Annotated in this window: 25 protein-coding genes; 7 read left to right on the top strand and 18 right to left on the bottom strand. The window is 50.9% G+C overall.

Going from position 1 to position 24,626, the window contains the following annotated elements:
• Window positions 1–9: 9 nt before the first annotated feature.
• Window positions 10–879 (bottom strand): cation diffusion facilitator family transporter, encoded by an 870-nt coding sequence (locus WKR14_RS19575; RefSeq protein WP_339087101.1) that lies wholly within the window; start codon window positions 877–879, stop codon window positions 10–12.
• 45 nt (window positions 880–924) lie between these two features.
• Window positions 925–1,443 carry a Spy/CpxP family protein refolding chaperone gene (locus WKR14_RS19580; protein ID WP_224867102.1) on the bottom strand — a complete coding sequence of 173 codons (519 nt, stop codon included), beginning with the start codon at window positions 1,441–1,443 and terminating at the stop codon, window positions 925–927.
• A 208-nt stretch (window positions 1,444–1,651) separates the two neighbouring features.
• Here WKR14_RS19580 and WKR14_RS19585 point away from each other — a divergent pair, with 208 nt between their 5' ends.
• Together WKR14_RS19585 and WKR14_RS19590 are read left to right on the top strand one after the other, a co-directional pair.
• Complete coding sequence (locus tag WKR14_RS19585) at window positions 1,652–2,338, top strand: response regulator (RefSeq protein WP_039034710.1); 687 nt, start codon at window positions 1,652–1,654, stop codon at window positions 2,336–2,338.
• Window positions 2,338–3,705, top strand: coding sequence for an ATP-binding protein (locus tag WKR14_RS19590; RefSeq protein ID WP_335922119.1), 1,368 nt, complete (start codon window positions 2,338–2,340; stop codon window positions 3,703–3,705). The genes WKR14_RS19585 and WKR14_RS19590 overlap by 1 nt, the downstream gene beginning before the upstream one ends.
• A 270-nt stretch (window positions 3,706–3,975) precedes the next feature.
• On the opposite strand, the gene WKR14_RS19595 is transcribed toward WKR14_RS19590, so the two are convergent.
• From WKR14_RS19595 to WKR14_RS19605, 3 genes are all read right to left on the bottom strand, one after another.
• Window positions 3,976–4,980 (bottom strand): permease, encoded by a 1,005-nt coding sequence (locus WKR14_RS19595; protein WP_335922120.1) that lies wholly within the window; start codon window positions 4,978–4,980, stop codon window positions 3,976–3,978.
• A gap of 117 nt (window positions 4,981–5,097) precedes the next feature.
• Complete coding sequence (locus WKR14_RS19600; protein WP_101055238.1) at window positions 5,098–5,352, bottom strand: thioredoxin family protein; 255 nt, start codon at window positions 5,350–5,352, stop codon at window positions 5,098–5,100.
• Between the two features lie 64 nt (window positions 5,353–5,416).
• Window positions 5,417–5,707: an ArsR/SmtB family transcription factor gene (locus WKR14_RS19605; RefSeq protein WP_101055236.1), complete on the bottom strand. Its 291-nt coding sequence runs from the start codon at window positions 5,705–5,707 to the stop codon at window positions 5,417–5,419.
• 258 nt (window positions 5,708–5,965) lie between these two features.
• Here WKR14_RS19605 and WKR14_RS21415 point away from each other — a divergent pair, with 258 nt between their 5' ends.
• Window positions 5,966–6,280 (top strand): ATP-binding protein, encoded by a 315-nt coding sequence (locus tag WKR14_RS21415; protein WP_373296834.1) that lies wholly within the window; start codon window positions 5,966–5,968, stop codon window positions 6,278–6,280.
• Here the strand turns inward: WKR14_RS21415 and WKR14_RS21420 are convergent.
• Window positions 6,176–6,535 (bottom strand): hypothetical protein, encoded by a 360-nt coding sequence (locus WKR14_RS21420; RefSeq protein WP_411911873.1) that lies wholly within the window; start codon window positions 6,533–6,535, stop codon window positions 6,176–6,178. The genes WKR14_RS21415 and WKR14_RS21420 overlap by 105 nt on opposite strands.
• A 437-nt stretch (window positions 6,536–6,972) precedes the next feature.
• On the opposite strand from WKR14_RS21420, the gene WKR14_RS19615 reads away from it, so the two are divergent.
• On the top strand, window positions 6,973–7,839 hold the full coding sequence (locus WKR14_RS19615; protein WP_025010766.1) for a LysR family transcriptional regulator: 867 nt from the start codon (window positions 6,973–6,975) through the stop codon (window positions 7,837–7,839).
• Between the two features lie 38 nt (window positions 7,840–7,877).
• Here the strand turns inward: WKR14_RS19615 and WKR14_RS19620 are convergent, their stop codons facing one another.
• The 6 genes from WKR14_RS19620 to WKR14_RS19645 form a co-directional block, all read right to left on the bottom strand.
• Complete coding sequence (locus tag WKR14_RS19620) at window positions 7,878–9,074, bottom strand: hypothetical protein (protein ID WP_418354537.1); 1,197 nt, start codon at window positions 9,072–9,074, stop codon at window positions 7,878–7,880.
• Between the two features lie 239 nt (window positions 9,075–9,313).
• On the bottom strand, window positions 9,314–9,748 hold the full coding sequence (gene tnpA / locus WKR14_RS19625; protein ID WP_208138538.1) for an IS200/IS605 family transposase: 435 nt from the start codon (window positions 9,746–9,748) through the stop codon (window positions 9,314–9,316).
• Between the two features lie 254 nt (window positions 9,749–10,002).
• Window positions 10,003–10,356 carry a cytochrome c3 family protein gene (locus tag WKR14_RS19630; RefSeq protein WP_044735439.1) on the bottom strand — a complete coding sequence of 118 codons (354 nt, stop codon included), beginning with the start codon at window positions 10,354–10,356 and terminating at the stop codon, window positions 10,003–10,005.
• A 26-nt stretch (window positions 10,357–10,382) separates the two neighbouring features.
• Window positions 10,383–11,903, bottom strand: a complete 1,521-nt coding sequence (locus tag WKR14_RS19635) for a flavocytochrome c (protein WP_335922196.1) — start codon at window positions 11,901–11,903, stop codon at window positions 10,383–10,385.
• Window positions 11,904–12,325: 422 nt separating this feature from the next.
• Window positions 12,326–13,309, bottom strand: coding sequence for an MDR family oxidoreductase (locus WKR14_RS19640; protein WP_335922195.1), 984 nt, complete (start codon window positions 13,307–13,309; stop codon window positions 12,326–12,328).
• A gap of 208 nt (window positions 13,310–13,517) precedes the next feature.
• Window positions 13,518–15,320: a sigma-54-dependent Fis family transcriptional regulator gene (locus tag WKR14_RS19645; RefSeq protein ID WP_335922194.1), complete on the bottom strand. Its 1,803-nt coding sequence runs from the start codon at window positions 15,318–15,320 to the stop codon at window positions 13,518–13,520.
• Window positions 15,321–15,567: 247 nt separating this feature from the next.
• Here WKR14_RS19645 and WKR14_RS19650 point away from each other — a divergent pair, with 247 nt between their 5' ends.
• Together WKR14_RS19650 and WKR14_RS19655 are read left to right on the top strand one after the other, a co-directional pair.
• A complete protein-coding gene (locus WKR14_RS19650) occupies window positions 15,568–17,088 on the top strand; it encodes an aldehyde dehydrogenase family protein (protein ID WP_071476350.1) in 1,521 nt (506 codons plus the stop codon).
• A 175-nt stretch (window positions 17,089–17,263) separates the two neighbouring features.
• A complete protein-coding gene (locus WKR14_RS19655; RefSeq protein ID WP_221050015.1) occupies window positions 17,264–17,728 on the top strand; it encodes a tRNA (cytidine(34)-2'-O)-methyltransferase in 465 nt (154 codons plus the stop codon).
• A 1-nt stretch (window position 17,729) separates the two neighbouring features.
• Here WKR14_RS19655 and WKR14_RS19660 read toward each other — a convergent pair whose 3' ends face one another.
• Together WKR14_RS19660 and WKR14_RS19665 are read right to left on the bottom strand one after the other, a co-directional pair.
• Window positions 17,730–18,269 (bottom strand): hypothetical protein, encoded by a 540-nt coding sequence (locus tag WKR14_RS19660; protein ID WP_339087102.1) that lies wholly within the window; start codon window positions 18,267–18,269, stop codon window positions 17,730–17,732.
• Window positions 18,226–18,789 carry a hypothetical protein gene (locus WKR14_RS19665; RefSeq protein WP_339087103.1) on the bottom strand — a complete coding sequence of 188 codons (564 nt, stop codon included), beginning with the start codon at window positions 18,787–18,789 and terminating at the stop codon, window positions 18,226–18,228. Before WKR14_RS19665 ends, WKR14_RS19660 begins: the two co-directional genes overlap by 44 nt.
• Window positions 18,790–19,079: 290 nt before the next feature.
• On the opposite strand from WKR14_RS19665, the gene WKR14_RS19670 reads away from it, so the two are divergent.
• Window positions 19,080–20,087 (top strand): hypothetical protein, encoded by a 1,008-nt coding sequence (locus tag WKR14_RS19670; protein ID WP_339087104.1) that lies wholly within the window; start codon window positions 19,080–19,082, stop codon window positions 20,085–20,087.
• 128 nt (window positions 20,088–20,215) lie between these two features.
• On the opposite strand, the gene tuf is transcribed toward WKR14_RS19670, so the two are convergent.
• The 4 genes from tuf to rpsL form a co-directional block, all read right to left on the bottom strand.
• Complete coding sequence (tuf, locus tag WKR14_RS19675; protein ID WP_165564289.1) at window positions 20,216–21,400, bottom strand: elongation factor Tu; 1,185 nt, start codon at window positions 21,398–21,400, stop codon at window positions 20,216–20,218.
• Between the two features lie 80 nt (window positions 21,401–21,480).
• A complete protein-coding gene (gene fusA, locus WKR14_RS19680) occupies window positions 21,481–23,577 on the bottom strand; it encodes an elongation factor G (protein WP_025012040.1) in 2,097 nt (698 codons plus the stop codon).
• Window positions 23,578–23,649: 72 nt separating this feature from the next.
• A complete protein-coding gene (gene rpsG, locus WKR14_RS19685) occupies window positions 23,650–24,120 on the bottom strand; it encodes a 30S ribosomal protein S7 (protein ID WP_025012041.1) in 471 nt (156 codons plus the stop codon).
• Between the two features lie 76 nt (window positions 24,121–24,196).
• Window positions 24,197–24,571: a 30S ribosomal protein S12 gene (rpsL, locus tag WKR14_RS19690; protein WP_025012042.1), complete on the bottom strand. Its 375-nt coding sequence runs from the start codon at window positions 24,569–24,571 to the stop codon at window positions 24,197–24,199.
• Window positions 24,572–24,626: the final 55 nt, after the last annotated feature.

A 24,626-nucleotide genomic window follows, 5' to 3' on the forward strand; every position in this document is an offset into this window, starting at 1 on the left:
CAGTGCCCGCTACACGGGATCCTGGTGAATAATCACCTCGGCATGGTCAAAGTCGGCGCGGATCCGCTCACCTGTGGCCACGGCAATATCGTGGGCCTGTTGCAGGCTCAGGTCTTTGTCCAGCTCCAGATGCAGTTGAATAAAGGTGGTCTTGCCCGCCTGACGGGTACGCAGATCATGAATGCCACGCACTTGAGTATCCTGCTCGGCCAATTGCTGAATGCGCAGCCGGGTTTCATCATCCAGCTCACGGTCGAGCAAGGCCTGAATCGAGCGATACCCCAGCGACCAGGCCTGTTGCCCTATGTAGAGGGCGATCAATACCGCGAACAGACCATCGGCCCACCACCAGCCATATTGCGCCAAGACCAGCGCCAACAACACGGCGCCGTTGAGAAACAGATCTGACTTATAGTGCAGGGCATCGGCTTCGACCACTGTGCTCTTGGTGGCCGCCAAGGCCCGTTTTTGCAGTAATACCAAGGCCAAGGTCAGCACCATAGCGATGATGGATACCACAATACCTAGAGTGGCATGGGTCAAAGGCATGGGGTTGACCAAGCGCTCGCCGCCGTGAAACAGCAGCAGGAATGCTGTCCCCATAATAAAAGCCGATTGGGCCAAAGACGCCAGCGGCTCAGCCTTACCGTGACCATACCTGTGCTCCTGATCGGCAGGCACCAAGGCATAACGAATGGCAATAAAGTTAACTATGGAAGCCAGGGCATCGGCAAAGGAGTCGGTCAGGGAAGCCAACATACTGGCAGACCCGGACCAAAGCCAGGCAGCCAGTTTTATCAGGATCAAGGTAATCGCGGTCGCCACAGCGGCGCGGCTCGCCAATTTAACCCAAAACTCGTAGCGGGAAGTCGGTGTCATTCAAGGGCTCAGCGGTCGGGAGTCACTGAGCCCATAGTAGCAGATTTAATTTGCCGCTGGCCCGAAACAATCACCACAACGGTAAGGACCTTCTTTGAATTTCGCTTGCTGTTCAGGTGTCAGCAAATTATAAATTTGATTGTGTAACTTCATGCGATCCAACATATGCTGCTCACGTACTTGTTGGCGCTGTTCAATCAATTTCTTGGCCTTGGCTTCATCGAAGTTGCCTGAGGTCATCAGTGCCTGCATTTCGGCTCTGTGCGCTGCACGGGTTTCCTTGTCAGGACGTGACATGCTGCTTCTATGTTGTTCCATCAACGCCTGGATCTCTGTTTTCTGGGCGTCGGTCAGATCCAGACCTCGCAGGCCATACATGCCAAAATGGCCCTTACCGCCTTTCATGTGGTGGTGATAGCCGCGCTCGCCCTTCATGTGATGATAACCACGGTCGCCGTCACGGTGTGGGCAATCGCCGTAGCCGTTACCGGCTTGTGCCGCGCCAGCCATCAGAGTGGTGCCGGCAATCAGGGCCAGCAAACTTGCTTTGATTGAAGTCTTCATATGGATATCCTCGTTCTCGGTCGGGAAGTATTTGACGTCTTCCAGTCTAGTCCTCTATGTGTAAGTGTGGGTTCAAACTGAGTAAAGCACTGTAAAGCTTGGTCATCCGGGTTGAAGAAGCGTATCTTTACCCAGACTTACACAGCTAAACTGCAGTTGACTCAAAAGCGGGTATACTCGGCAGAGAGAAATTGTGTGAGGCGTATAAATGAGCCGGATTTTATTGATAGACGATGACCTGGGCCTGGCAGAACTCTTGGGGCAATTGCTGGAGCTGGAAGGCTTTGAGCTGACACTGGCCCATGATGGTCAGAGCGGCCTGGAACTGGCGATTGCCAATGATTACGACCTGATCCTATTGGATGTGATGCTGCCCAAGCTCAACGGCTTCGAAGTGCTCAGGGAACTGCGTGGCAAGAAACAAACCCCCGTGCTTATGCTCACTGCCCGCGGCGATGAAATAGACAGAGTGGTTGGCCTGGAGATAGGCGCAGACGACTATCTGCCCAAGCCTTTCAATGACAGGGAACTGGTAGCCAGGATCCGCGCCATCATACGCCGTGCCAATATCACCCCGCAGGACATTCCCCAAAGCGGTATTCAAACCATAGGCGATCTCAGCCTGGACTCTGCCCGTCAGGAAGCCTATTGCAATGAACAGTTACTGTTGCTGACCGGTACTGAGTTCAGCCTGCTCTACACCCTGGCCAATCAGGCCGGCGAACTAATAAGTAAAGATGAGCTGAGCGAAACCGTGCTGGGCAAAAAGTTGATGCCCTTTGATCGCAGCCTGGACATGCATCTTTCCAACCTGCGCAAGAAACTGCCGGAACGCAGCGATGGTCGTCCCAGGGTCAAGACCATACGTGGCAAAGGCTATATCTGGATCCCCTGATGAAGTCATTTTCCCTGCCCAATCGCCTCTTTATCAAACTGCTGCTGGGCTTTTGGCTCTGCAGCAGCCTGATCATTCTTGCTGTTGGCATGCTGCCACTGCTGCAGCAAAACCATGACAGAGCCCCAATGCCGCCTAAACTGCGGGAGGTCTTGTCTCAGGTCGCCGATGAGCTGCAACAGGAACCGGCCAAGTTGAATGGCCGCTTTCTGCACCATTGGGAGCGCAGACGCAGCATGGAAGGCAAGCCAATTCGCATCTATCTGGTCAATGAGCAGGGACAGATAATCAACACTCATAGAGTATCCAAAGGCATGCGCCGCTTTATGTTGATGGCAGAGGAAGCCAACGCGCCAATTTCACACCAGTTTCGCGATGAACTGATATTCGGCCCATTCGATTTTAAGGTTAACGGCACTCCCTATGCCCTTTATGGCCGGTTGCCGGATCACCACCCCATGCCCTGGTTCTTTTTCTTTATTGAACACAAGTTACTGACATTGTCGCTGGCGATTCTGCTTTCAGGGTTGCTCTGTGGTTTGTTGGCCTGGCACCTGGGCAAGCCGCTGCGTTCGTTGAAACAAAGCGCCAACGCCCTGGCGCTGGGACAATTGAACAGCCGGGTCGACGATGCCACAGCCGGACGCCACGACGAAATCGGCGAACTGGCCCAGGCCTTTAACAGCATGGCGGCCGCCATCGAAACCATGGTCAATAATCAGCAGCGACTGATAAGCGACATCTCCCATGAGCTGCGAACTCCGTTGACCAGACTGCAATTGGCACTGGCTCTGGCGCGCAAGAAGGGTATGGCCGGAGATGAAGCCGAACGTATCGCCTACGAGGCCGACCAACTGGAAAAAATGATTGCCGAGCTGCTGGAACTTTCCCGGGTGAAACTCAAGGCACAGGACAACAAACTGAAAGTAGGCTTGGCCGAATCATTGAGCCAGGTACTGGACGATGCCGAATTTGAAGCCGAACAGCAACAAAAAGAGCTCTGCATCCTGATACCGGAAGAACTGGAGTTGCCCATCTACCCAAGGCCGCTGTCGCGGGCGATTGAAAACCTGCTACGCAACGCTATCCGCTACTGCCATACCCAGGTAAATATCTGCGCCGAGACCAAGGGGCCATGGGTAGAGATAAGCATTACTGACGACGGCCCGGGTATTGAGGAATCTGAGTTGGAGGCTATTTTCAAGCCCTTCTATCGACCACATTCAGCCAGAGAAAGAGAGAGTGGCGGTTGGGGTCTGGGGCTGGCCATTGCCGATGCCGCAGTGCAAGCCCACGGCGGCCATATTCTGGCAAGCAATCGCGCCCAAGGTGGGCTCGAGGTCGTCATCCATTTGCCACGCGCCTGAGACCTTCAGGCTCATCTTCCAAAGAGGATTAGCGGCATACATTTTGCTCAATCATGTTGATATGTGACTGCATAACCAATAAACATCCATCTCTGCAGATACTTCGTATTTGGGGGCCTCAAATATGAAGTGTTAGCCCATAATCACCCCTGAAAAGCCAGTCGCAACACTTCCTCGCAAGGTGAAGCACTGCGTCCCCGCTAAAGCATCTCTTATGAAAGAGATGGCACAAAGCACAGCTTTACTTTAGTCAATATTTTAATATTGGAGCTAGACCAACATAGGACCAATTGCGTTGAAAACCCACCCTATAAGGGTGAATGACATCAGTAAAATCGTAAAAACAATCGCTAACAAGCGCCATTGCATCACCTGCTTAAGCAAAATAAATTCGGGGAAGCTGGCAGCAACCGTGGCCATACAAAAAGCTAATGTTGTCCCTATAGGAAGACCATTAATGATGAGGCTTTCCATGATAGGAATGACCCCTGTCGCATTGGAATAAAGCGGAATACCTATTAACACTGCAACAGGCACAGACCACCATTGACCATCACCCAAGTGAGTTTCAATCCAACCATCCGGAACAAACCCATGAAGTGCCGCGCCAAGCCCAACGCCGATAATGACCCATTTCCATACCCGAGAAAAAATCGCTTTGGTTTCGCTTTTGGCAAATTGATGTCGTTCCGATAATGTCATCAGGGGGGCCGATGCTTCTTGTTGATTATTAGATACAGCCGCCTGTATTTTCCCTCTTTCAAACGCCTTAGCTGCAAAGGACTGCAGCCAACGCTCAGCACGAACAGCATCCAGGAAAGCCCCTGCAAGTATACCCACAGACATACCTACACCCACATAAATCATCGTAAACTTCCACCCCAATAAGCTTACCAATAGTAGAATGGCAACCTCATTGATTAAGGGGGAAGTAATAAGAAATGCCATAGTGATCCCGACGGGAATGCCTGCGGAGGTAAAGCCTAGAAATACCGGAATGCTTGAACAAGAGCAAAAGGGGGTCACCGCACCAAAACTTGCTCCCAGAAAATAACCGACAAAGCGATTTTTACCCGCTAAATAATCCCGAACACGTTCAACATTAAGTGACGCTCTCACCAAAGCGATGACATAAATCATCAAGATCAGCAGTGCGAAAATCTTAGTGGTATCTTCAATAAAAAAGTGTATTGCATCTGCCAGCTTGGTCTCGGGAGGGATGCCTAACAATCCAAAAGTTATCCAAGTCGCCAGGTCAGAAAAGAGGTGCATCATGATTTACCACCTTTGAGCTGTGGCTACATTATTAGGGAAGGTGCCACGAGGACTTATTCGCACCTTCCTTAGATGGAAAGCCGCAGAGGAAGCCGCTTATTCCGGCTTGGCTATGCTCTACACTGAAGATTCAATGTGTGCCAGCATTAACGCCTTGATCTCTGCAGGACTGGCAAGACGACCTGTCAACTTAACTTGTTCATCTATAACCAAAGCCGGAGTCGACATCACGCCGTACTCCATAATTTCTTCGACATCAGTAACTTTAACTAACTGATAATCAAGCTCTAAAGAATCTGCCACAGCAGAACAAGTTTCAGCCAGCTTTTGGCATTTAGAACAGCCAGATCCTAACACTTTGATTTTAAACATAATGCCACCTATCATTTGGTTATTTAGCCAAATGATAGGTAAGAAACCACTTCGGGAATGCGATCTACTTCTGAATTTGGTGATCCTGTAAACAATCAATACAATTGAGTGAATGAAGCAAACACGGCATAGCTAGATGATAGAAGATCTGCTTTCCGCGCTTTTCCATACCGACAATGCCCTTATTACGAAGTATGGATAGATGCTTGGAAACCGTTGAAAAATCAACATCAAGTGCCTCTACAAATTCACATACACATTTTTCGCCATCAGCAAGTTGTTCAACTATCCATAGACGCGTTGGATGTCCCAAGGCCTTGAAAATATCGGCTTTAGTTTTGGTTAGTTGTTCCACAAATTCTCTTCCACAACAAGAACACATTGTGTGCCATAGTGAATCGATAAACTCACTTTTTAGCAAGGGAGTTATGAAATAAAACGCGTCATTGCCAATGAAAAACCAGGGGACAGGGGCAATCCAAGCCCCATAAGACGAACTGGCGCTAGCCCTGGCACGCCAAAAAGGGGATGGCCGGAGAATAAAGCCAAACAGCAAAAAGAGGTTAACTTCCAGATATCGGAAGAGCTGGAGCTGCCCATCTACCCAAGGCCGCTGTCGCGGGCAATTGAAAATCTGCTGCACAACGCCATTCGCTACTGCCGTACCCAGGTAAATATCTGCGCCCAGGACAAGGGTCAATGGGTAGAGATAAGCATTACTGACGACGGCCCGGGTATTGAGGAATCTGAGTTGGAGGCTATTTTCAAGCCCACGGTGGCAATATCCAGGCAAGCAATCGCGCCCAAGGTGGGCTTGAGGTCGTCATCCATTTACCACACGCCTGAGACCCTCAGGTTCATACTCCAGACTGGGTTGGCGACTCAGCCAGGCGGCAAACTGTTGCTTGGAGGGGCTGCGCTTATCTGAGTGCCCCATCAGATGGATCAGCGCATAACTGAACTGGTAATAGAGCTGTGGGTCGTCGTGGGTCTTGCAGGCATCGTCGGTATTGATCATGGCGCCACGCAGATAACTCATCACCAGCTCGACCCGATCGAATCCTGGCACCTCTCCCACGGCGGAAATGGTCTTGGCATTCCACTGCATATATTCATCGAAACGTCTTTCACAGCCATGCCGATAAAACTCGGTCGCCAATAGCAACAGGGCTTGATTTGGCATTATCCGCTCAATGACAAATTTATTTGTCGACAATACTTCATAGAGCCGCTGACAATGATGAAATATAAACCTTTCCAGAGGGTCTTTATATTGTATTTCATCCTGTTTAGCCTGTTGTAGCCAATACTCATATTCACTGCAAGCTACTGCCACCATGAGATCGGCCTCTGTAGTGAAATGATTATATACTGTGCCTTTGGATATTTGGCTGGCTTCAACAAGATGAGAACGACATAAACCGAAAGTCTTCTGTCCTCTTAAACAACGTTGCGCCACTTCAACCAAAAAGTTTCCTCGTCGCTCCCATTTTCCCATTGGCCACTCCTGAGCAAAGCTTAAATACAAACTCTCCCAACTTCACAATAAAATAATAACAAGCTTTATGCGACTGCGATATTGAGTAATACTGATACCATTATGAGTCACGCCAATAGCCAATGTTAAAAATAGAATTGCTCGAGAGTTTTATTGCTGTGGCCGAATGCGGTAATTTATCCAAGGCTGCAGAAAAAGTCTGTCGCACCCCGTCGGCATTGAGCTTACAGATCAAAAAGCTGGAAGAAAGTGTCGGTCAACCGCTGTTGCTCAGAGACAATCGAGGCGTGGTGCTGACCGAATCCGGCAATACCCTGCTCAACTACGCCTATAAGATGATGCAACTCAACACCCAGGCCCTGGATGAGCTGAAAGACTGTCAGAATCGCGAAGTAATTCGCCTTGGCGTTCCCACAGATTATATTACCTATTATCTGGACAACTGCCTGCTGGAATTTGTCCGTGAGTTCACCTGTATTGAGTTGGTCATAGACACAGATGTCAGCGGCAATCTGTATAAGCGGTTGCATCAAGGGGAATTCGACCTGATAGTGGCGACCCATTGGCAGCCTCCGGTGCAGGGAGAGCTCCTGTTCGAACGACGTTTTCATTGGGTGGCCGCCAAGAACGGCAGTGCCCATAAACGGGAAACGATTCCCATGGCACTTTACCCGGAAAACTGCCCCATCAGAGCTCAGGTGTTTGCCAACCACCAACTGTCGATGCGGCCCATCAATGTGCTGCTTTCCACCCCCTCCCCCCAAGCCTTGTGCATGGCGGTTGAAAATGATTTGAGCATAGCTCCGATTGCCGAATTCAGGATCAACGACAAGATGCAGATCCTCGATCCCATAGAGCATGATCTCCCTCCCTTGCCCGTGTTCAATGAATCTCTCTATCTCAATCCGGAGAGTCAGACTGAAGCCTGCAATCAACTCATCGCCCTGTTGAAGGCCAATCTCAAAAACAGAAACACCACCGTAGAATAAGATGAAAGCCGGCTAATGCCGGCTTTCATCTTGATTTACTACCACTTGAGTTTACTCAGATCGCACTGAATGGTTTCGCCCTTTTTGGCCGGTGTGCCAGGCTGCTTGGCTGATTCACACAAGAGTGTTGTACCATAGTCATTGCGTGTGTCGTGGGCATTGCTTCTGGCCCAAACCGAGACTATCGCTCTCTCTTCCGGCTTGGCTTCACAGCTGCCATCAACATCGAAGGCATGGATGGTGTTCTGGTGAAAATACAACAGGGGATCGCGTTCGCTACTGCCGGAAAGCCACATGGCATCGACATTGGGTTGCCCGGCATCGAAGCGAACCCGGCGCATCTTGTCATTCTCTTTTACAGTTTCCAACAAAGGTGAATCGGCTTTGATTGCCAGGCTCTTGAACTGATTGGTGCAAGCCGGCAGCCTCATGTTGTAGTACATTTCAGAAATGGCATGGTTGTGAAACGGGTAAAGAGTATCGACCGACTGTACTGTCATACCTACTTCGGCGCCGACTTTCTCACCATTGATGCTGTCAATTCTCAGTAGTCCCCAGTGACCGAAGATCTCTGCATAAGCATAACCGCCACGAACATTATTGAAGTTCTTGTCATTGCGCTTGCTTTCTTCGGCATACATGGGGAACCAACCGGCAGCGGCCCACAGGTTGGGCAAGGCGTTGGCACTGATGTCATAGGGGAAAGCCGATGGCATCTTCACCTCATCACCTGTGACCATTTTGTAGAAGTTATCAGTAAAGATTTTTCCCTGCTTTTGCACCTGTTTATTGGTGACTTTCTGCTTGAAGAATTCATTAAAGCTCATGCGTTTCGCCCACTGAGCCACCGGGGATTTTTGCTCCAGTTCCCCTCCTGGGCTGTAGATCCAATTGACATCACGGCGAGCCCCGAAACAAATTTTGGCACTTTGGGGATTGTGCAATACCTGATAAATATTTTTCACCATCAGCTGCATATCGCGGCGCTCCATTACGCAGAACTTTTGTCCACCGGCGCTGGTGTCGTAAATAGCTTCATCCGAGTTCAGGCAATGAGCTTGCTCGCCATTGGTGAGCGCCTTGGCAAAGCCATTTAAATAACGCAATGTTTCATCCCAGAGAATATCGACATACTTTTGATCTTGTTTGGAATAATCTGGCGTTTCACCCAAACAAACAAAGCTTGCATTTTCAATATCAGCCGGGGCTAAAAAATCCGGTAACTTTTCTGCCATCGCTGTATTGGAAATCAGCAGTGAAATTAATATTAGTTTCTTATTTATCACCTGGAACCTCAATTATAGTTAGAGTCAATATCAGGCGAAGCATATACTTGGAACCCATTCCAAAAATGTTGTCTGAACACAGGCAACAAAAAAGATAACAGAATGAAAAAGAGTTGTGAGCCAGCAAGTAAAGAATCCACCTTCTGAAGAAGGTGGCTTTGTATATGCCCCCTCAAAGGGGGCGTTGTTTACTCCAGCGTTAACTGAGCTTGCTCCTGCTTTTCTTCTTTCTCTTGATGCCGGACATAACGCCTTATTATCTCTTCATTTATTCCAACCGTATCAACAAAGTATCCTCGCTGCCAAAAATGGTTACCCCACATTTTGTTCTTCCTCAAGTGCGGATATTTACTAAATAGTTTTAGTGCTATTTTGCCTTTGAGCGCTCCCATCAGTCTTGATATCGATAACTTTGGCGGAACTTTTATAACTAAATGAACATGGTCTACCTGAACATTTAACTCTACTACTTTGCACCCAAGTTGCTCACTGTAAACGTGAATACAGCGGTAAACATCCTTACCTACTTTGTTTTTGAGAATCCTAAAACGGTACTTTGGAGTCCAAACTATATGATATTGACATCGCCAATACACATGCGATGCTTGCTCGTATCTACTCATGCTTTTTGTCCTTTGACTTCGCTAAAAATCAAAAGAGCAATTAGCATGGGTAGCCTTTACAGGCCAAGCCTAAATTGATGATAACCACCTACTGAAGTAGGTGGTTTAGGGGCTGAAAACAAAAAAGGCCCACTTGTGATCAAGTGAGCCTATCATTGAATTAAAACAGCAGTTGCAGGGACTATTTTAATCAAAGATATTTACGGGTCATGCTGCCGGTGGAGGAAACTTGAGGCAGCATATAAACCCTTTCATTATTCCTTATGTTTATCGTATTTAAAGGTATGGCAATTACTGCACAGAGGTTTTTTAGGCTGGTGTTCACCATGACACTCAACACAAGGCAGGTCTTTACCATAATGCAAGTTGTCATGGGGATTTTGCCATCTGTCCTCACCACTGCGGGCTGTCTTTTTTGCCAGCTCATCGACATCGTGGCACTTCAGGCAGGCACCATCTGAAGGGTACTGCTTAAGCCCTTGGTCGTGGCATACCTTACAATCCTTGCCTATCACTGCCTTATGATAATCGCGCTGCTGAACGGCATGAACCGATACCGAAGTTAGCCCTGCCAACAGCAGTGCCCATACTAAGTTTGCTTTCTTCATTATTGAGTCCTCTCTCACCGTTCAATTCAGGCTTGCATCATGCTGCGGGCCGCAGTCATACCCATCACCATACATTCGGGGATAGAGCAGCTTCCCAGGCGGCTAACGCCATGGATGCCGCCACAGACTTCCCCTGCGGCATAGAGTCCGGCAACCGGCTTACCTGTGAGGCTGTCTTTGACTTCAGCCTTGGTGTTCACCTGGACTCCGCCCTGGCAGTAGTGCACCTTGGGCCATAGACGCACCACAGTGAAAGGCGCTTCAATATACTTATCTTTTGCCTTGGTCATGTTCTTGCCAAACTGCTTGTCTTCACCGCTATTGACATAGCGGTTGTACTCTTCGATTTGTGCCTTGAGTGGTTTCAAAGGCACCTCAAAGTGCTTGGCCAGTGCCTCCAGTGAGTCAAACTTCCAACCCACATTGTATTTGAGCACCTTGGCGGTATTGGGGTGCTGTTTGGAGTCCTTGTAGCTGGTGATCAAGATAGGTGGCAGCGGTTCTCCCTTAGCGTCGCGACAGGCCAACTCGGCATCGGCGCGGGTCTTGCGGTCGGCAATTTCATTCATAAAGCGCTTACCTGTCATGCGGTTAATCGCAATTGAATGAGGGAAGTTGAAGATGGAATAGTTGGAAACATAACCAAAACCGCCCTCATCGGGAGAGGCCCAGGGCCCGGACTGAATATGTGCCAGATGCACAGGCACAGCGCCGAGACGGAACATCTCCAACATACCTTCACCTGTGGCGCCGGGAGTATTGGTACAACCCACTTCATGGGTCAGAGTCGGATCCTGCGCCATTCGCAGGCCGATATTCTGGGCAAAGCCACCGGTTGCCATCAAGACACCGCGCTTGGACTTGATATACACCAACTTGCCAGAGTCCTCTTCGCCGAAGTAATAACCCTGACGCATCTTCACCCCTTCGACGCGACCATCCTTGCCGAGGACAAAGCCCTCAAACTTGGAGCGGTTATGGGTCTTGACTCCGATACGCTGGCACTCTTTATACAAAGGCTGGGTAATACCTGCGCCGCAACTGACCGCGGTTTGATAAGTACGGGCAACCGAGTGACCACCCAATTGTTGCAGGTAAGGATGGTATTCGGCACCGGCATCCAGGGTCATCTGCAAGGCTTCCACCGCGTGTGAAGCCACATGACGCAGCAGTTCCTCATCGGCGATACCCCGGCCCGATTTCAACTGATCGGCAACCATCTGTTCTACTGAGTCCTTAACACCTTCCTGTTGCTGCATAGGTGTACCCGGTGCGGCGAACAAGCCACCGTTAATGGCAGAGTTACCACCGAAATAAGGCATCTTTTCAAAGACATGCACATCTTTGGCGCCTTTGCGGGTCGCCTCAATGGCCGCTGCCAAACCGGCAAACCCTGAACCGATAATCAGCACTTCAACTTCTTTATCCCAACTCACATCCGTGGCTTTTTCCGATACAGCCAACACGGGAGCAGCCACGGCAACTCCGGCAGCGGCGCCAACGCCCTTAATAAAATTACGGCGTCCCAGCAGATCTACTTTGCTCATCTGTCATCACCTTTTTCGTTTTAATTGACACTGGTATCTTAGGGATGGAATCAATTCCAAAACGGGAGTTAAGCGTCAGTTGCTTTTTAAACAAAAGGGCAACATTTAAAAATGACATCTGGCTTGGGTTTTAACTGCAAAGCTGGACAAGTGACATTTTTTGGAACGGTTTCCAAACTTCGCCACAGCCCACAAGACAGGCAAGAAATCAGGGGAAAAGAGAACAATTGATAAACAGCTATGACTTTGGCTCTTTCTCAAGCTCAAAAGCTAATCTAAGTCAAAGTTAGCCAAGCACTGACTCAATAGAAGGAATATCAACAGAAAAGCTGGGTTGGAGCCGTATTGCTGGGGCCTAACTGTATTCAGGACAGGTCACAACAAACTGTTGGGGGCCCAGAGGCCCCTTTTTTAGACGAGGATCAGCCGACTTTAATCAGAGTGCGGCCGCTGATTTCACCTTTAACGATTTGCGCTGCGGCCTCGGGTACCTGCTCCAGAGTGATTTCATGACAAGCCTCTTGATAGTAACTCTCAGGCAACAGAGCCACTATCTGCTCCCAGGCAGCACGGCGCTTGGCGGCCGGGCACTGCACCGAGTCTATTCCCAGCAGGCTGACGCCACGAAGAATAAAGGGCATTACCGTGGTTGGCAGGGCAAAGCCCCCCGCCAGGCCACAAATCGCGGCGACCCCAGCATAATTCAGCTGTGACAAGGCGCTGGCCAGCACCTTGTTCCCTACGGTATCCACTACGGCGGCCCAGCGCTGCTTATCCAGTGGTCTGGCATCCTGCTCAAGCTCGCTGCGCTCAATTAAATCGCTGGCACCAAGCTGCTTGAGCCAGGCCGCATTCTGCTCCAGGCGACCTGTACCGGCGACAACCTTAAAGCCGAGTTTAGCCAGCAGCGTCACGGCCACCGAGCCGACCCCACCACTGGCACCTGTTACCAGCACCTCACCATCTTTCGGTTTGATCCCAGCTTGCTGCAACGCTTGTACACACAGCATGGCCGTGAGACCGGCGGTGCCTATCATCATCGACTTGGCGGCTGTGCAACCCAGTGGCATAGGCACCAGCCAGTCACCCTTGACTCTGGCACGCTCGGCCATACCGCCCCAATGGTTTTCGCCAACGCCCCAGCCGGTGAGGATAACCTCATCGCCTGGCTGATAATCCGGATGGGCCGACTCTCGTACCACACCGGCAAAGTCGATACCCGGCACCATGGGGAATTGACGAATAATCTTGCCAAGCCCGGTCACCGCCAGGCCGTCTTTGTAGTTCAGTGAGCTGTAGGCAACATCGACCAGAACATCCCCCTCAGGCAGATCGCTGTCTTGCAACTGAGTGACTTGGGCCAGGGTCTGTTTATCGTTTTGGGTCAATACCAGTGCCTTAAACATGATTACCGCTCCTGCTGTTAAAAATACAAATTCAAGACTAATGGAAAAAAACGCGACGGGACACAAGAGCATTAGCAGAGTGTCGAGGCGTGCAACTCATGGGTTATTTCGCAGCTTGGTTCACATTCGATAATCCCAATCTGTTGCCCTGGCCTCATTACTTGGCTCTACCACTGCGGAATTATTAACGAAATACCAACATATAAAACTACTTCAGCGCCAACGCCTTAAGCTTACGGTATAGGGTGTTGCGACTAATCCCCAAACGGCGTGCCGCTTCACTGACGTTACCATTGCAGGCCAGCCAGGTGTCGCGAATTTGCATCTGCATTTGGCTGTGCAGATTGTTGCCCGGCGCGGGTGCCAAGCCAGCCATCGCCTCTTCTGCAGTACCCAAGGTCTGCTGCAGGCTCTCAGGCAGCGTTTGCCAGTTAAGTTCAGGGAACTCTTCGGCCATCAAACAGGCTACCTGCATCAGGTTATCCAGCTCCCGTAGGTTTCCCGGCCAATGATATTGCAGCAATCGCTGCTCCAGCACAGGACACAGGCTCTGGGGCCGAACTCGATAGCGCTGGTGCAATTTGTGGATCAGACGCCGCAGGTCGCTTCGCTGGCGCAATGCAGGCAGTGTGACCTGCAAGCCATTGAGCCGGTAATAGAGATCGGCGCGAAAGGCCCCCCGCTGCACCAATGCTGGTAAGTCCATATGAGTGGCGGCAATCACCTGAATGTCGACGCTGTGTGCCTGATTACTGCCAATGGGCACCACCTCGCGCTCCTGCAACACCCTAAGCAAACGGCTCTGGGCCGCCAGGGGCATCTCGCCTATTTCATCCAGAAACAGGGAGCCCTGGTGCGCCTGACGTATTTTGCCGACATATCCCTGCCTGGAAGCTCCGGTAAAGGCACCCGCCTGATAACCAAACAGCTCTGATTCCACCAGCTCCGCCGGGATCGCGGCGCAGTTGACCGCCACAAAAGGCTGCTGATGCCTGGCACTTTGCACATGCAGCTGTTTGACAAACTGCTCCTTGCCCACTCCGGTTTCCCCCAGGATCAGCAAAGGGATATTTCGTGCCAACACCTTACGCGCCTGCTGCCAGGCTTGCTCCAACCTGGGTTCTTTAAAAGCTGCGCTGCTTTCTCTGCTCTGGCTTTCTCGGCTCTGACTCGTTCGAACCACAGGCTTGGTATGTTGAGGCTGCTCCAACGCCTGGGTTCTGAACACCAATCCCTGCTGCAAGCGGCCGCTGCCCCGACTCAATACCTGAGGGGACAAGGCCTGATGAATTTGGCCCAGATTGATGCCTTTGAGCAACTGCCTTGCCATAGGGTTGGCACCCAGCACCCGTCCATCAAGGTCGAGCACTAATACGCCTTGCCAGCCTGAATGCAACAGGGCCTGCTGCGGCGCCAGATCCAATCGAACAGCAGCGCTGGGGAGTCGGCACAATAAGGCCAGCTCCAACTGCTGCGCCAAACTGGACACCAAGATGGCTGTCTTTGGGGTATGGATTTGCTGCTCACTGGTGATATCCAAGGCTCCCAGCAACTCACCGTCCGGGGAAAACAGCGGGCTGGCGGTGCAACTCATAAATCTGTGGCTCTTGATAAAGTGCTGCTCACCGATAACCGAAACACACTGGCGTTCGCTGAGTGCCGCGGCTATGGCATTGGTCCCCTTGTATTGCTCCATCCAGTTGACCCCGGTATCCAGGGCAATATTGGCAAGCTTTTGTGAGTAGCGGCTCACGCCCCAGTGATGCAGCACAAAACCTTGAGGATCCGAGAGGATGAGCCGGCTCTGGGTTCGCCCCATAAGTTGATTGAACAGTGGCAGTGCACTGTGCTCCACGGCTTGCAGCAGCCGGCCATGGCGCTGGCGCCGCTCATCAAGGGCTGCAGTATTGAGCCTGAGTTCATCGGGTATGGCGGCGGGATTGAGCCCGGCCCCCTGGCAACGTTGCCAGGAAGCTGATAACCAGGATTGGGAATGGGTCTTGAGTGTCATAGCCCTGCTCCATTCTGGTACACCTGTGTGTACCTTTTTGCCACAGTTTGCGCGATAGACAACTCGAGTACCCGGCACCACGCCAAGATACAGCAATCGCAAATTTAGTTTTTCATCATACTGTTAGCACAATAAATGAACAAGCAGGCTCACACTGGCCCGGCCTTTGCGTTTACCTGAGCCAAGGCCGCAGTGGCCGAACAGATAAATACAAGAAAAACCTTTCAACAAGACGAGGAAACTCACCATGATTTATGCCCAACCCGGCACTCAGGGTGCCCTGCTGCAGTTCAAGGATAAGTACGACAATTTTATTGGTGGAAAGTGGCTCGCGCCGGTTGGCGGACAATACTTTGATAACCGTACCCCGGTCACCGGCGAAGTCTTCTGTCAGGCCGCCCGCTCTGATGCCCGGGATATCGAGTTGGCGTTGGATGCGGCCCATGCCGCCAAAGAGAGTTGGGGTAAGACTTCAGTCACCGAACGGGCCAATCTGTTACTGCGCATTGCCGATCGAGTAGAGCAGAGGTTGGAGATGCTGGCAGTGGCCGAAACCTGGGAAAACGGTAAGGCGGTCAGGGAAACCCTCAATGCCGATTTACCCCTGTTGGTGGACCACTTCCGTTACTTTGCCGGCTGTATTCGCGCGCAGGAAGGCAGTGCTGCCGATATTGATGCCACCACGGTCAGCTATCACTTTCCCGAACCTTTGGGCGTGGTTGGGCAGATCATTCCCTGGAACTTTCCACTCTTGATGGCGGCCTGGAAGATAGCCCCGGCACTGGCGGCCGGCAACTGTATCGTACTCAAGCCAGCTGAGCAGACACCGGTTTCCATCATGGTACTGCTGGAGCAGATTCAAGATTTGCTGCCTGCCGGGGTGCTTAATGTCGTCAACGGCTTTGGCGCCGAGGCGGGTCAAGCGCTGGCCACAAGCAAACGCATCGCCAAGTTGGCTTTCACGGGTTCAACCGAAGTGGGTTACCACATACTCAAGTGCGCCGCTGAGTCACTGATCCCCTCGACCGTTGAGCTGGGTGGAAAATCCCCCAACATCTATTTTGCCGATGTCCTGGAACAGGAAGACGACTATCTGGATAAGGCGGTCGAAGGCATGTTGCTGGCCTTTTTCAACCAGGGTGAAGTCTGCACCTGTCCCAGCCGGGTACTGATCCAGGAGTCCATCTACGACAAATTTATCGAGCGGGTCATCGCCAGAGCCCAGAGTATCAAACAGGGAGATCCGCTGGATACCGACACTCAGGTCGGCGCTCAAGCGTCACAGGAGCAGTTTGATAAAATACTTAGCTATCTGGAAATTGGCCGCAATGAAGGCGCCAAGGTACTGCTTGGCGGTCAGGCCAACAGCCTGCCGGGCTCCCAGAGTCAGGGCTATTATGTTACCCCGACAATACTCAGTGGCCATAACCGGATGCGGGTATTTCAGGAGGAGATCTTTGGCCCAGTCGTTGCTGTAACCACCTTCAAAGATGAAGCAGAAGCACTCAGCATTGCCAACGACACCCAGTATGGTTTGGGGGCCGGCGTCTGGACCCGGGATATGAATCGGGCACAGCGGATGGGGCGGGGGATCCAGGCAGGACGGGTCTGGATCAACTGCTATCATGCCTACCCGGCACATGCCGCTTTCGGAGGATACAAAAAGTCAGGTATCGGCCGGGAGACCCACAAAATGATGTTGTCTCACTACCAAAATACCAAGAATCTGCTGGTGAGCTACTCCACCAGTCCCTTGGGTTTCTTCTAAATCAAACACAGTCAAAACAAGCCCGGCTTCTGTCGCAATTCCGTTCACTTTGTGTGAACGGAATTACTTGTCAGGGGCTTTTTTACTTTCTAGCGACTTTGCATTCTCACTGAGAGGGGGACACTCCGTTGCTGAATGGTATAATGCCCCAATCTGCATGCAATAAGGTCAACCCGTGTTCCACATCGCCCTCTATGAACCCGAAATTGCCCCCAATACCGGCAACATTATCCGTCTCTGTGCCAACAACGGCTGCGAGCTACACCTGATAGAGCCTTTGGGCTTTGATCTGGAAGAGAAAAAACTGCGCCGGGCCGGGCTGGATTATGGCGACCTGACCCGAGTAAACCGTTACCCTGATTTCCCGCACTTTCTCGCAGCCATGGCGGGCAAACGCATTTTGGCTTGCACCACCAAGGGCAGCCGGCCACATTCCGAGCTCGAGTATCGGCAAGGCGATGTGCTCTTGTTTGGCCCCGAGACTCGCGGCCTGCCTCAGGAAATATTGCAGAGCATTGCTGCAGAGCACAGACTGAGGATCCCCATGGTGCCCTCCAGCCGCAGCCTGAACCTTTCCAATGCAGTGGCTATCATCAGCTATGAAGCATGGCGTCAACAGGGTTTCAGCGGCGCGATATAAATCAGCGAGGTTGCAGTGAGATGGCTCTGTAGGTTTGATAGCTATCCGAGTCCTCATCCAGATAATGCAGATTCTGGCGCCAGAGCCAGCCGTCATTATCGGCTTCGAATAGCAGTTGGATCAGCGCCGGTCGTCCACCGGACTGCCCTTCACCCAGCAGGGAAAATCCGCTGCCCTGATGGTAAAGGGTGAAGGATTGAAAGCGTTCTTCGGTCACACCGTCAAAGTACCAGAGCCCCACACTGGGGTCTTGGTCTCGAAACCACCAGGTTTCACTCAGGGGATGGCGTGCCCCTTCACTGACGCTGAGTAACAACTGACGCTTGTCTTTACTGCAGATGGCATCCAGGCTGAGCTCCTTCGGTGTTTGCCCGCTTTGGGCGCCATCCCCCTGCCAATGGCCATTGAGCGCTTCACAGAATTGACTAAAAGAAGCCTTGCTGGCCCAGGCGGGTTGCCAGGCCAGGGCCAGGGAAATAATAAACAGGCGTAGAAAGTCAGAAGAGTTCGATATCGTTGTTGTTTTGCTTGAGATGTTCATCTTGATACTGGCTCAAAGCCTCGTGTAGTGGCATTCCCTGCAGCACAAGATCAAACATTTTGCGTTCACAGTCCAGCGAGTATGTCGACTTAATCGTACGCTGTAACATTTTCCAGGCATGTTCCGAGGTGCGGCCATGCTCATCCCGCAAAACTTCTTCAGTCAACGCCAGCCCGGTCACCACATGGTTGAGCCTTTGTGACAGACGATCATAGAACTGAAAAGCTATGATGCCTTCATTGACCTTACCGGCCAGATGGCGGCCATGATCGCGGATCTCGGCCGGAGTATTCTCCTGAGTTTCCAACCAAGCATTCACCTCTCGCAATTGCTCCGCCATGTCGGTAAACAGGCTCCCTAAACCGGTGACATTGTGTTCACCATCGGTCAGGGTCAACTCTATCTGGGCTATCGACAACAACAGGAGTTTTACCGTTTCCGAGATATGCAGCCATTGGGCCGAATCGAGTGAATCCAGAGTCGTGGGCGTTTCGAGCTGCTTGTTATCTGTCATGGTCATGGGGATCTCTGTGGCTGAGTGGCAGGCATACAGAAGTTTAGGACATAAAACGCCTTTTGCCTCTTACCTGGCGCGGCCGGTAAACGGCTACCCGGTGTCGTGACTATGAGTTAGTGCCCGGGGCGTTAGTACCCAGGAGCTTTGAGTTCAGCCAAATCCCACAGTCGAACCGCACCTGGAACAGATCAAAGTTTCCCGATAAACAAGCCGATAAATTTCTGTTTTCGTAGCAGATCTATTGCACAGTTTCTGCGACAATCAATGCCAATGCTGTTATTGCCGGAGATCTTATGCACAGACTCAAGAGCCGTATCATCAGAGAGTGGGATTTCAACCACAAAGGCTGGTTGCTGGAGGCTGCCCGCTTCCTGGCCCCAGAGCTACTGGCGTTAACTCTGTGGGACGAGTCTGAGGGTAAGCCGCTGCTGGCCATTTGGCCTACCGAGGCCGACTCCCCCAGCTTGCTGCTGGATCTCACCCAATTTAAGGGGCATCCCCAGGTCTGCCTCTGGCATCAACAGCTCACCCTGCTGGATGAAACCGGGCTCTGGATCTGGGATTCGCTGGCAGAAGATCAGGCGCAACACTACCCCTTTGCCAATCCGGATGTGCTTTCCATGACTGTGGAGCAGCAACACTTCCATTTTCTGCCATTGCAGCTTTGTCCGCTGGATGACAATCAACTGCTGCTGCGAATGAGCTCCCCCAATACCCGTAAGGGCCGAGCCATTTCCTGGTTATTTATCAAAGATGATCAGTGTCACTTGGTCAACAGATACAAGGAGCCGGACGAACCTGAGCTCACCGCCTTAAAGCCAGGCAGCCCACACTGGCTGGAAGAGATCCAGGTCTGTGACAGGCAGATTTTCTGCCTCTGTCAGGGGCAATCTGCACCAGACACTCAAGAGGCTATATTGGCAGAATACAAATATGGCCTGCCGGATAGCCTCTTGGGCAAACTTTCCAAAATGCTCGGCAGTGGTCAGGAAAAAGATCTGCTCTTGCAATCGTCTAGCCTTCTGGCACCCGGCAGCGCCCGTTTCAGCAATTGTGGGCCACAGCTGTGGTTAAGAACCAAGGGCAACAATCGCTTCGAGTGTCATCCACTGGCCGAGGATCAAAGCGCCTTTGAACTGGCACTAACCCAGGTTCAAAGTCTCGGTGACATCAAACCAACCAAGGCTCAAATAAGCTTTATGGATAACAAGCTATTTGTAGTGCACGACAAGCGCAGGTTGAATTTATGTGCAATTCAGGCAAGTAACCCTGTGAGCTCTTTAAATAAAAGTACAGCTTGAGACAGAAATCCTCTATCCGGGATTAATTAAGCGTTGGCGCATAAAAGGAAGGAAGCAAAGCGTGTAAATAACGTTATAAAACAAAAAAGGAAGCCGAAGCTTCCTTTTCAAAGTAACCTGTCTCGCAATTAAGCGATGATCTTAGCTACAACACCAGCACCAACTGTACGGCCACCTTCACGGATTGCGAAGCGCAGACCTTCGTCCATCGCGATTGGGCAGATCAGAGTTACAACCATCTTGATGTTGTCGCCTGGCATTACCATCTCTACGCCTTCTGGCAGTTCGATAGTACCGGTCACGTCAGTTGTACGGAAGTAGAACTGTGGACGGTAGCCTTTGAAGAATGGAGTGTGACGACCACCTTCTTCTTTAGACAGGACGTAAACTTCTGATTCGAACTTGGTGTGTGGAGTGATTGAACCAGGCTTAGCCAGTACTTGACCACGCTCTACTTCATCACGCTTGGTACCACGCAGCAGGATACCGCAGTTCTCACCGGCACGACCTTCGTCCAGCAGCTTACGGAACATTTCTACACCAGTACAGGTGGTCTTGGTAGTGTCGTGGATACCCACGATTTCTACTTCGTCACCAACTTTGATGATACCGCGCTCTACACGACCTGTTACTACAGTACCGCGACCAGAGATTGAGAATACGTCTTCGATAGGCAGCAGGAATGGCTTATCGATATCACGCTCTGGCTCAGGGATGTATGTATCCAGTGCTTCTGCCAGTTCAATGATCTTGGCTTCCCACTGAGCGTCGCCTTCCAGAGCTTTCAGAGCAGAACCCTGAATTACTGGCAGGTCATCACCTGGGAAATCGTACTCAGACAGCAGTTCACGAACTTCCATCTCTACCAGTTCCAGCAGCTCTTCATCGTCTACCATGTCACACTTGTTCATGAATACGATGATGAAAGGTACACCTACCTGACGAGACAGCAGGATGTGCTCACGAGTCTGTGGCATTGGGCCGTCAGTAGAAGCTACTACCAGGATTGCGCCATCCATCTGGGCAGCACCGGTGATCATGTTTTTAACATAGTCAGCGTGACCTGGGCAGTCTACGTGGGCGTAGTGACGAGTTGGAGTGTCATACTCGATGTGAGAGGTATTGATGGTAATACCGCGCTCACGCTCTTCTGGAGCGTTATCGATCGCTGCGAAGTCACGAGCCTCACCACCGTAAGTCTTAGACAGTACAGTTGAGATAGCAGCAGTCAGAGTGGTTTTACCATGGTCAACGTGACCAATGGTGCCCACGTTAACGTGGGGCTTGGAACGTTCAAATTTAGCTTTAGACACGATATATTCCTTTCTTTTCAGAAGAGTCCGGCGCTGCCGGACACCATCAATCAAAATAACAGTTAATGCCGTTACCTAAATCAGGTACGAGCTTCGATAACTGCTTTAGCAACGTTTTGCGGCGCTTCAGAGTACTTCAAAAACTCCATGGAGTATGAAGCCCGACCCTGAGTCGCTGAGCGCAAATCTGTTGCATAACCAAACATTTCAGCCAAAGGTACCACAGCTCGAATAATCTTGATACCGGCGACGCCGTCATCCATACCTTCGATAAGACCACGACGACGGTTCAGATCACCTACTACGTCACCCATGTAGTCTTCTGGGGTTGTCACTTCAACCTTCATGCAAGGCTCGAGCAACACAGGGTTAGCTTGCAGCGCCCCCTTCTTGAAGCCCATAGAACCTGCAACTTTGAACGCCATTTCGTTCGAGTCCACATCATGATATGAACCATCGAACAGAGTGACCTTCACGTCCAATACAGGGAAGCCGGCGACTACACCGTTCTTCATCTGTTCTTGGATCCCTTTGTCAACCGCAGGGATGTATTCCCTAGGAACAACACCACCAACGATTTCGTTGACAAACTCATAACCGGCACCCTCTTCACGAGGCTCCAGTTTCAGCCAGACATGACCGAATTGACCACGACCACCAGACTGACGCACAAACTTACCTTCCACTTCCACAGCACTGCGGATAGTTTCACGATAAGCCACCTGAGGTTTACCAACGTTACATTCAACGCTGAACTCACGGCGCATACGGTCGATGATAATGTCCAAGTGTAGCTCACCCATACCTGAAATCAGAGTCTGACCCGACTCCTCATCAGTCTCAACCCGGAAAGAAGGATCTTCCATTGCCAGCTTCTGCAGCGCAATGCCCATCTTTTCCTGGTCGGCTTTGGAACGAGGTTCCACAGCAATGGTAATTACCGGCTCGGGGAATTCCATCCGCTCCAGAATTACCTTATGGTCTGGGTCACACAAGGTGTCACCGGTTGTCACATCTTTCAGGCCGATAGCAGCAGCTATATCACCTGCGCGCACTTCTTTCAGTTCTTTACGGTCGTTGGCGTGCATCTGCACGATACGGCCGATACGCTCACGCTTCTCTTTTACAGAGTTGTAAACGGCTGAACCTGACTCCAGGACACCTGAGTAAACCCGGATAAAGGTCAAAGTACCCACAAATGGGTCTGTTGCGATTTTGAATGCCAACGCAGAGAAAGGTGCATTGTCATCAGAAACACGCTCAACTTCCTGTTCTCTATCATCGATGCCCTTAATCGCAGGAACATCAACCGGAGCAGGAAGGTATTCAACAACGGCATCGAGAACTGCCTGTACGCCTTTATTTTTAAAGGCACTACCACAGGTAGCCAGCACAATTTCGTTGTTGATAGTACGTTGACGAAGCGCTTTTTTGATCTCTTCTTCTGTGAGCTCACCTTCTTCAAGGTATTTGTCCATCAGCTCATCAGAAGCCTCTGCGGCACTCTCTACCAGGTATTCGCGCATTTCGGTTGCCTTGGCAAGCAAATGCTCTGGGATCTCTTCGTGAGTGAAAGTCAGGCCCTGGTCTTCTTCATTCCAGTTGATGGCTTTCATCTTGATGAGATCGATAACCCCGCTAAAGTTTTCTTCTGTACCAATATTCAATTGAATAGGCACACAAGTTGCACCGAGACGGTTACGGATCTGTCCTACTACGCGATCAAAGTCGGCACCGGCACGGTCCATCTTATTGACGAACACCAGACGGGGGACATGATACTTGTCGGCCTGACGCCATACGGTCTCAGACTGAGGTTCCACACCAGAAGAACCACAAAAGACCACTACAGCACCGTCAAGTACGCGCAGAGAACGCTCTACCTCAATAGTAAAATCGACGTGACCTGGGGTATCGATGATATTGATACGATGCTCAGTAAACTGGGCATCCATACCGCGCCAGAACGTAGTAACAGCCGCAGAGGTAATAGTAATACCCCGCTCCTGCTCCTGAACCATCCAGTCAGTGGTAGACGCACCGTCATGGGTTTCACCCATCTTGTGGTTTACCCCTGTATAGAACAGGACTCGCTCTGTGGTAGTAGTTTTACCTGCGTCAACGTGAGCACAAATACCTATGTTGCGATAACGCTCAATTGGAGTTGTACGAGCCACGATTATACCCTCTTGACTAAGATAAAAATCTTAGCAATGTCAGAGAAAGCGCGGGCAAGCCCGCGCCCGATATTACCAACGGTAATGAGCAAACGCTTTGTTGGCTTCTGCCATACGATGCACGTCTTCGCGCTTCTTAACGGCAGTACCTTTGTTTTCGGAAGCGTCCAGCAGTTCACCTGCCAGGCGCAGAGCCATAGATTTTTCACCACGCTTACGAGCAGCTTCAACCAACCAGCGCATCGCCAGTGCGTTACGACGAACTGGACGAACTTCACATGGAACCTGGTAAGTAGAACCACCAACACGGCGAGACTTAACCTCTACCGCTGGGCGAACGTTTTCCAGGGCTGCTTCAAGGATAACCAGATGCTCTTCGCCTTTCTTATCGGCTACAACATCCAGTGCTTTGTAGATAATTTTTTCAGCAGTCGACTTTTTGCCGTCCTGCATAATGACGTTGATGAACTTAGCCAGCAACTCACTTTGAAACTTTGGATCAGGTAGGATTTTACGTTGTCCTACTACGCGACGTCTTGGCATAACTATTCTCCGTATGCTTCAGGTATTTCCAAAACTGGAATTTATATTTAGCTTGGCCTTACTTAACGGAAAACCATTAAGACTTAGGACGCTTAGCACCGTACTTAGAACGAGCTTGGCGACGTGAAGTCACACCAGCACAGTCCAGGGCGCCACGAACAGTGTGATAACGCACACCAGGTAAGTCTTTAACACGACCACCACGGATCAGGATTACACTGTGTTCCTGCAGGTTGTGGCCTTCACCGCCGATGTACGAAGTTACTTCGAAACCGTTGGTCAGACGCACACGAGCTACTTTACGTAGTGCAGAGTTAGGTTTTTTTGGAGTAGTGGTGTACACACGAGTACAAACACCACGCTTTTGTGGGCACGCGTTCAACGCAGGCACGTTAGTCTTTTCGACTTTAGGTGCGCGAGGCTTACGTACCAACTGGTTTACAGTTGCCATGTATAGCTCCGAATCAGTTGATTTCAACTCAACAATAAGGTGTGAAAAATCTAAT

The sequence above is a fragment of the Shewanella chilikensis genome (assembly GCF_037953065.1).
Lineage (GTDB): Bacteria > Pseudomonadota > Gammaproteobacteria > Enterobacterales > Shewanellaceae > Shewanella > Shewanella chilikensis.

What these genes read in the sequence shown, in the direction of transcription:
- WKR14_RS19575 (WP_339087101.1), bottom strand. Translation starts at nt 879, where the DNA reads ATGACACCGACTTCCCGCTACGAGTTTTGGGTTAAATTGGCGAGCCGC.
- WKR14_RS19580 (WP_224867102.1), bottom strand. Translation starts at nt 1,443, where the DNA reads ATGAAGACTTCAATCAAAGCAAGTTTGCTGGCCCTGATTGCCGGCACC.
- WKR14_RS19585 (WP_039034710.1), top strand. Translation starts at nt 1,652, where the DNA reads ATGAGCCGGATTTTATTGATAGACGATGACCTGGGCCTGGCAGAACTC.
- WKR14_RS19590 (WP_335922119.1), top strand. Translation starts at nt 2,338, where the DNA reads ATGAAGTCATTTTCCCTGCCCAATCGCCTCTTTATCAAACTGCTGCTG.
- WKR14_RS19595 (WP_335922120.1), bottom strand. Translation starts at nt 4,980, where the DNA reads ATGATGCACCTCTTTTCTGACCTGGCGACTTGGATAACTTTTGGATTG.
- WKR14_RS19600 (WP_101055238.1), bottom strand. Translation starts at nt 5,352, where the DNA reads ATGTTTAAAATCAAAGTGTTAGGATCTGGCTGTTCTAAATGCCAAAAG.
- WKR14_RS21420 (WP_411911873.1), bottom strand. Translation starts at nt 6,535, where the DNA reads ATGCCAAATCAAGCCCTGTTGCTATTGGCGACCGAGTTTTATCGGCAT.
- WKR14_RS19615 (WP_025010766.1), top strand. Translation starts at nt 6,973, where the DNA reads ATGTTAAAAATAGAATTGCTCGAGAGTTTTATTGCTGTGGCCGAATGC.
- WKR14_RS19620 (WP_418354537.1), bottom strand. Translation starts at nt 9,074, where the DNA reads ATGGCAGAAAAGTTACCGGATTTTTTAGCCCCGGCTGATATTGAAAAT.
- tnpA (WP_208138538.1), bottom strand. Translation starts at nt 9,748, where the DNA reads ATGAGTAGATACGAGCAAGCATCGCATGTGTATTGGCGATGTCAATAT.
- WKR14_RS19630 (WP_044735439.1), bottom strand. Translation starts at nt 10,356, where the DNA reads ATGAAGAAAGCAAACTTAGTATGGGCACTGCTGTTGGCAGGGCTAACT.
- WKR14_RS19635 (WP_335922196.1), bottom strand. Translation starts at nt 11,903, where the DNA reads ATGAGCAAAGTAGATCTGCTGGGACGCCGTAATTTTATTAAGGGCGTT.
- WKR14_RS19640 (WP_335922195.1), bottom strand. Translation starts at nt 13,309, where the DNA reads ATGTTTAAGGCACTGGTATTGACCCAAAACGATAAACAGACCCTGGCC.
- WKR14_RS19645 (WP_335922194.1), bottom strand. Translation starts at nt 15,320, where the DNA reads ATGACACTCAAGACCCATTCCCAATCCTGGTTATCAGCTTCCTGGCAA.
- WKR14_RS19650 (WP_071476350.1), top strand. Translation starts at nt 15,568, where the DNA reads ATGATTTATGCCCAACCCGGCACTCAGGGTGCCCTGCTGCAGTTCAAG.
- WKR14_RS19660 (WP_339087102.1), bottom strand. Translation starts at nt 18,269, where the DNA reads ATGAACATCTCAAGCAAAACAACAACGATATCGAACTCTTCTGACTTT.
- WKR14_RS19665 (WP_339087103.1), bottom strand. Translation starts at nt 18,789, where the DNA reads ATGACCATGACAGATAACAAGCAGCTCGAAACGCCCACGACTCTGGAT.
- WKR14_RS19670 (WP_339087104.1), top strand. Translation starts at nt 19,080, where the DNA reads ATGCACAGACTCAAGAGCCGTATCATCAGAGAGTGGGATTTCAACCAC.
- rpsG (WP_025012041.1), bottom strand. Translation starts at nt 24,120, where the DNA reads ATGCCAAGACGTCGCGTAGTAGGACAACGTAAAATCCTACCTGATCCA.
- rpsL (WP_025012042.1), bottom strand. Translation starts at nt 24,571, where the DNA reads ATGGCAACTGTAAACCAGTTGGTACGTAAGCCTCGCGCACCTAAAGTC.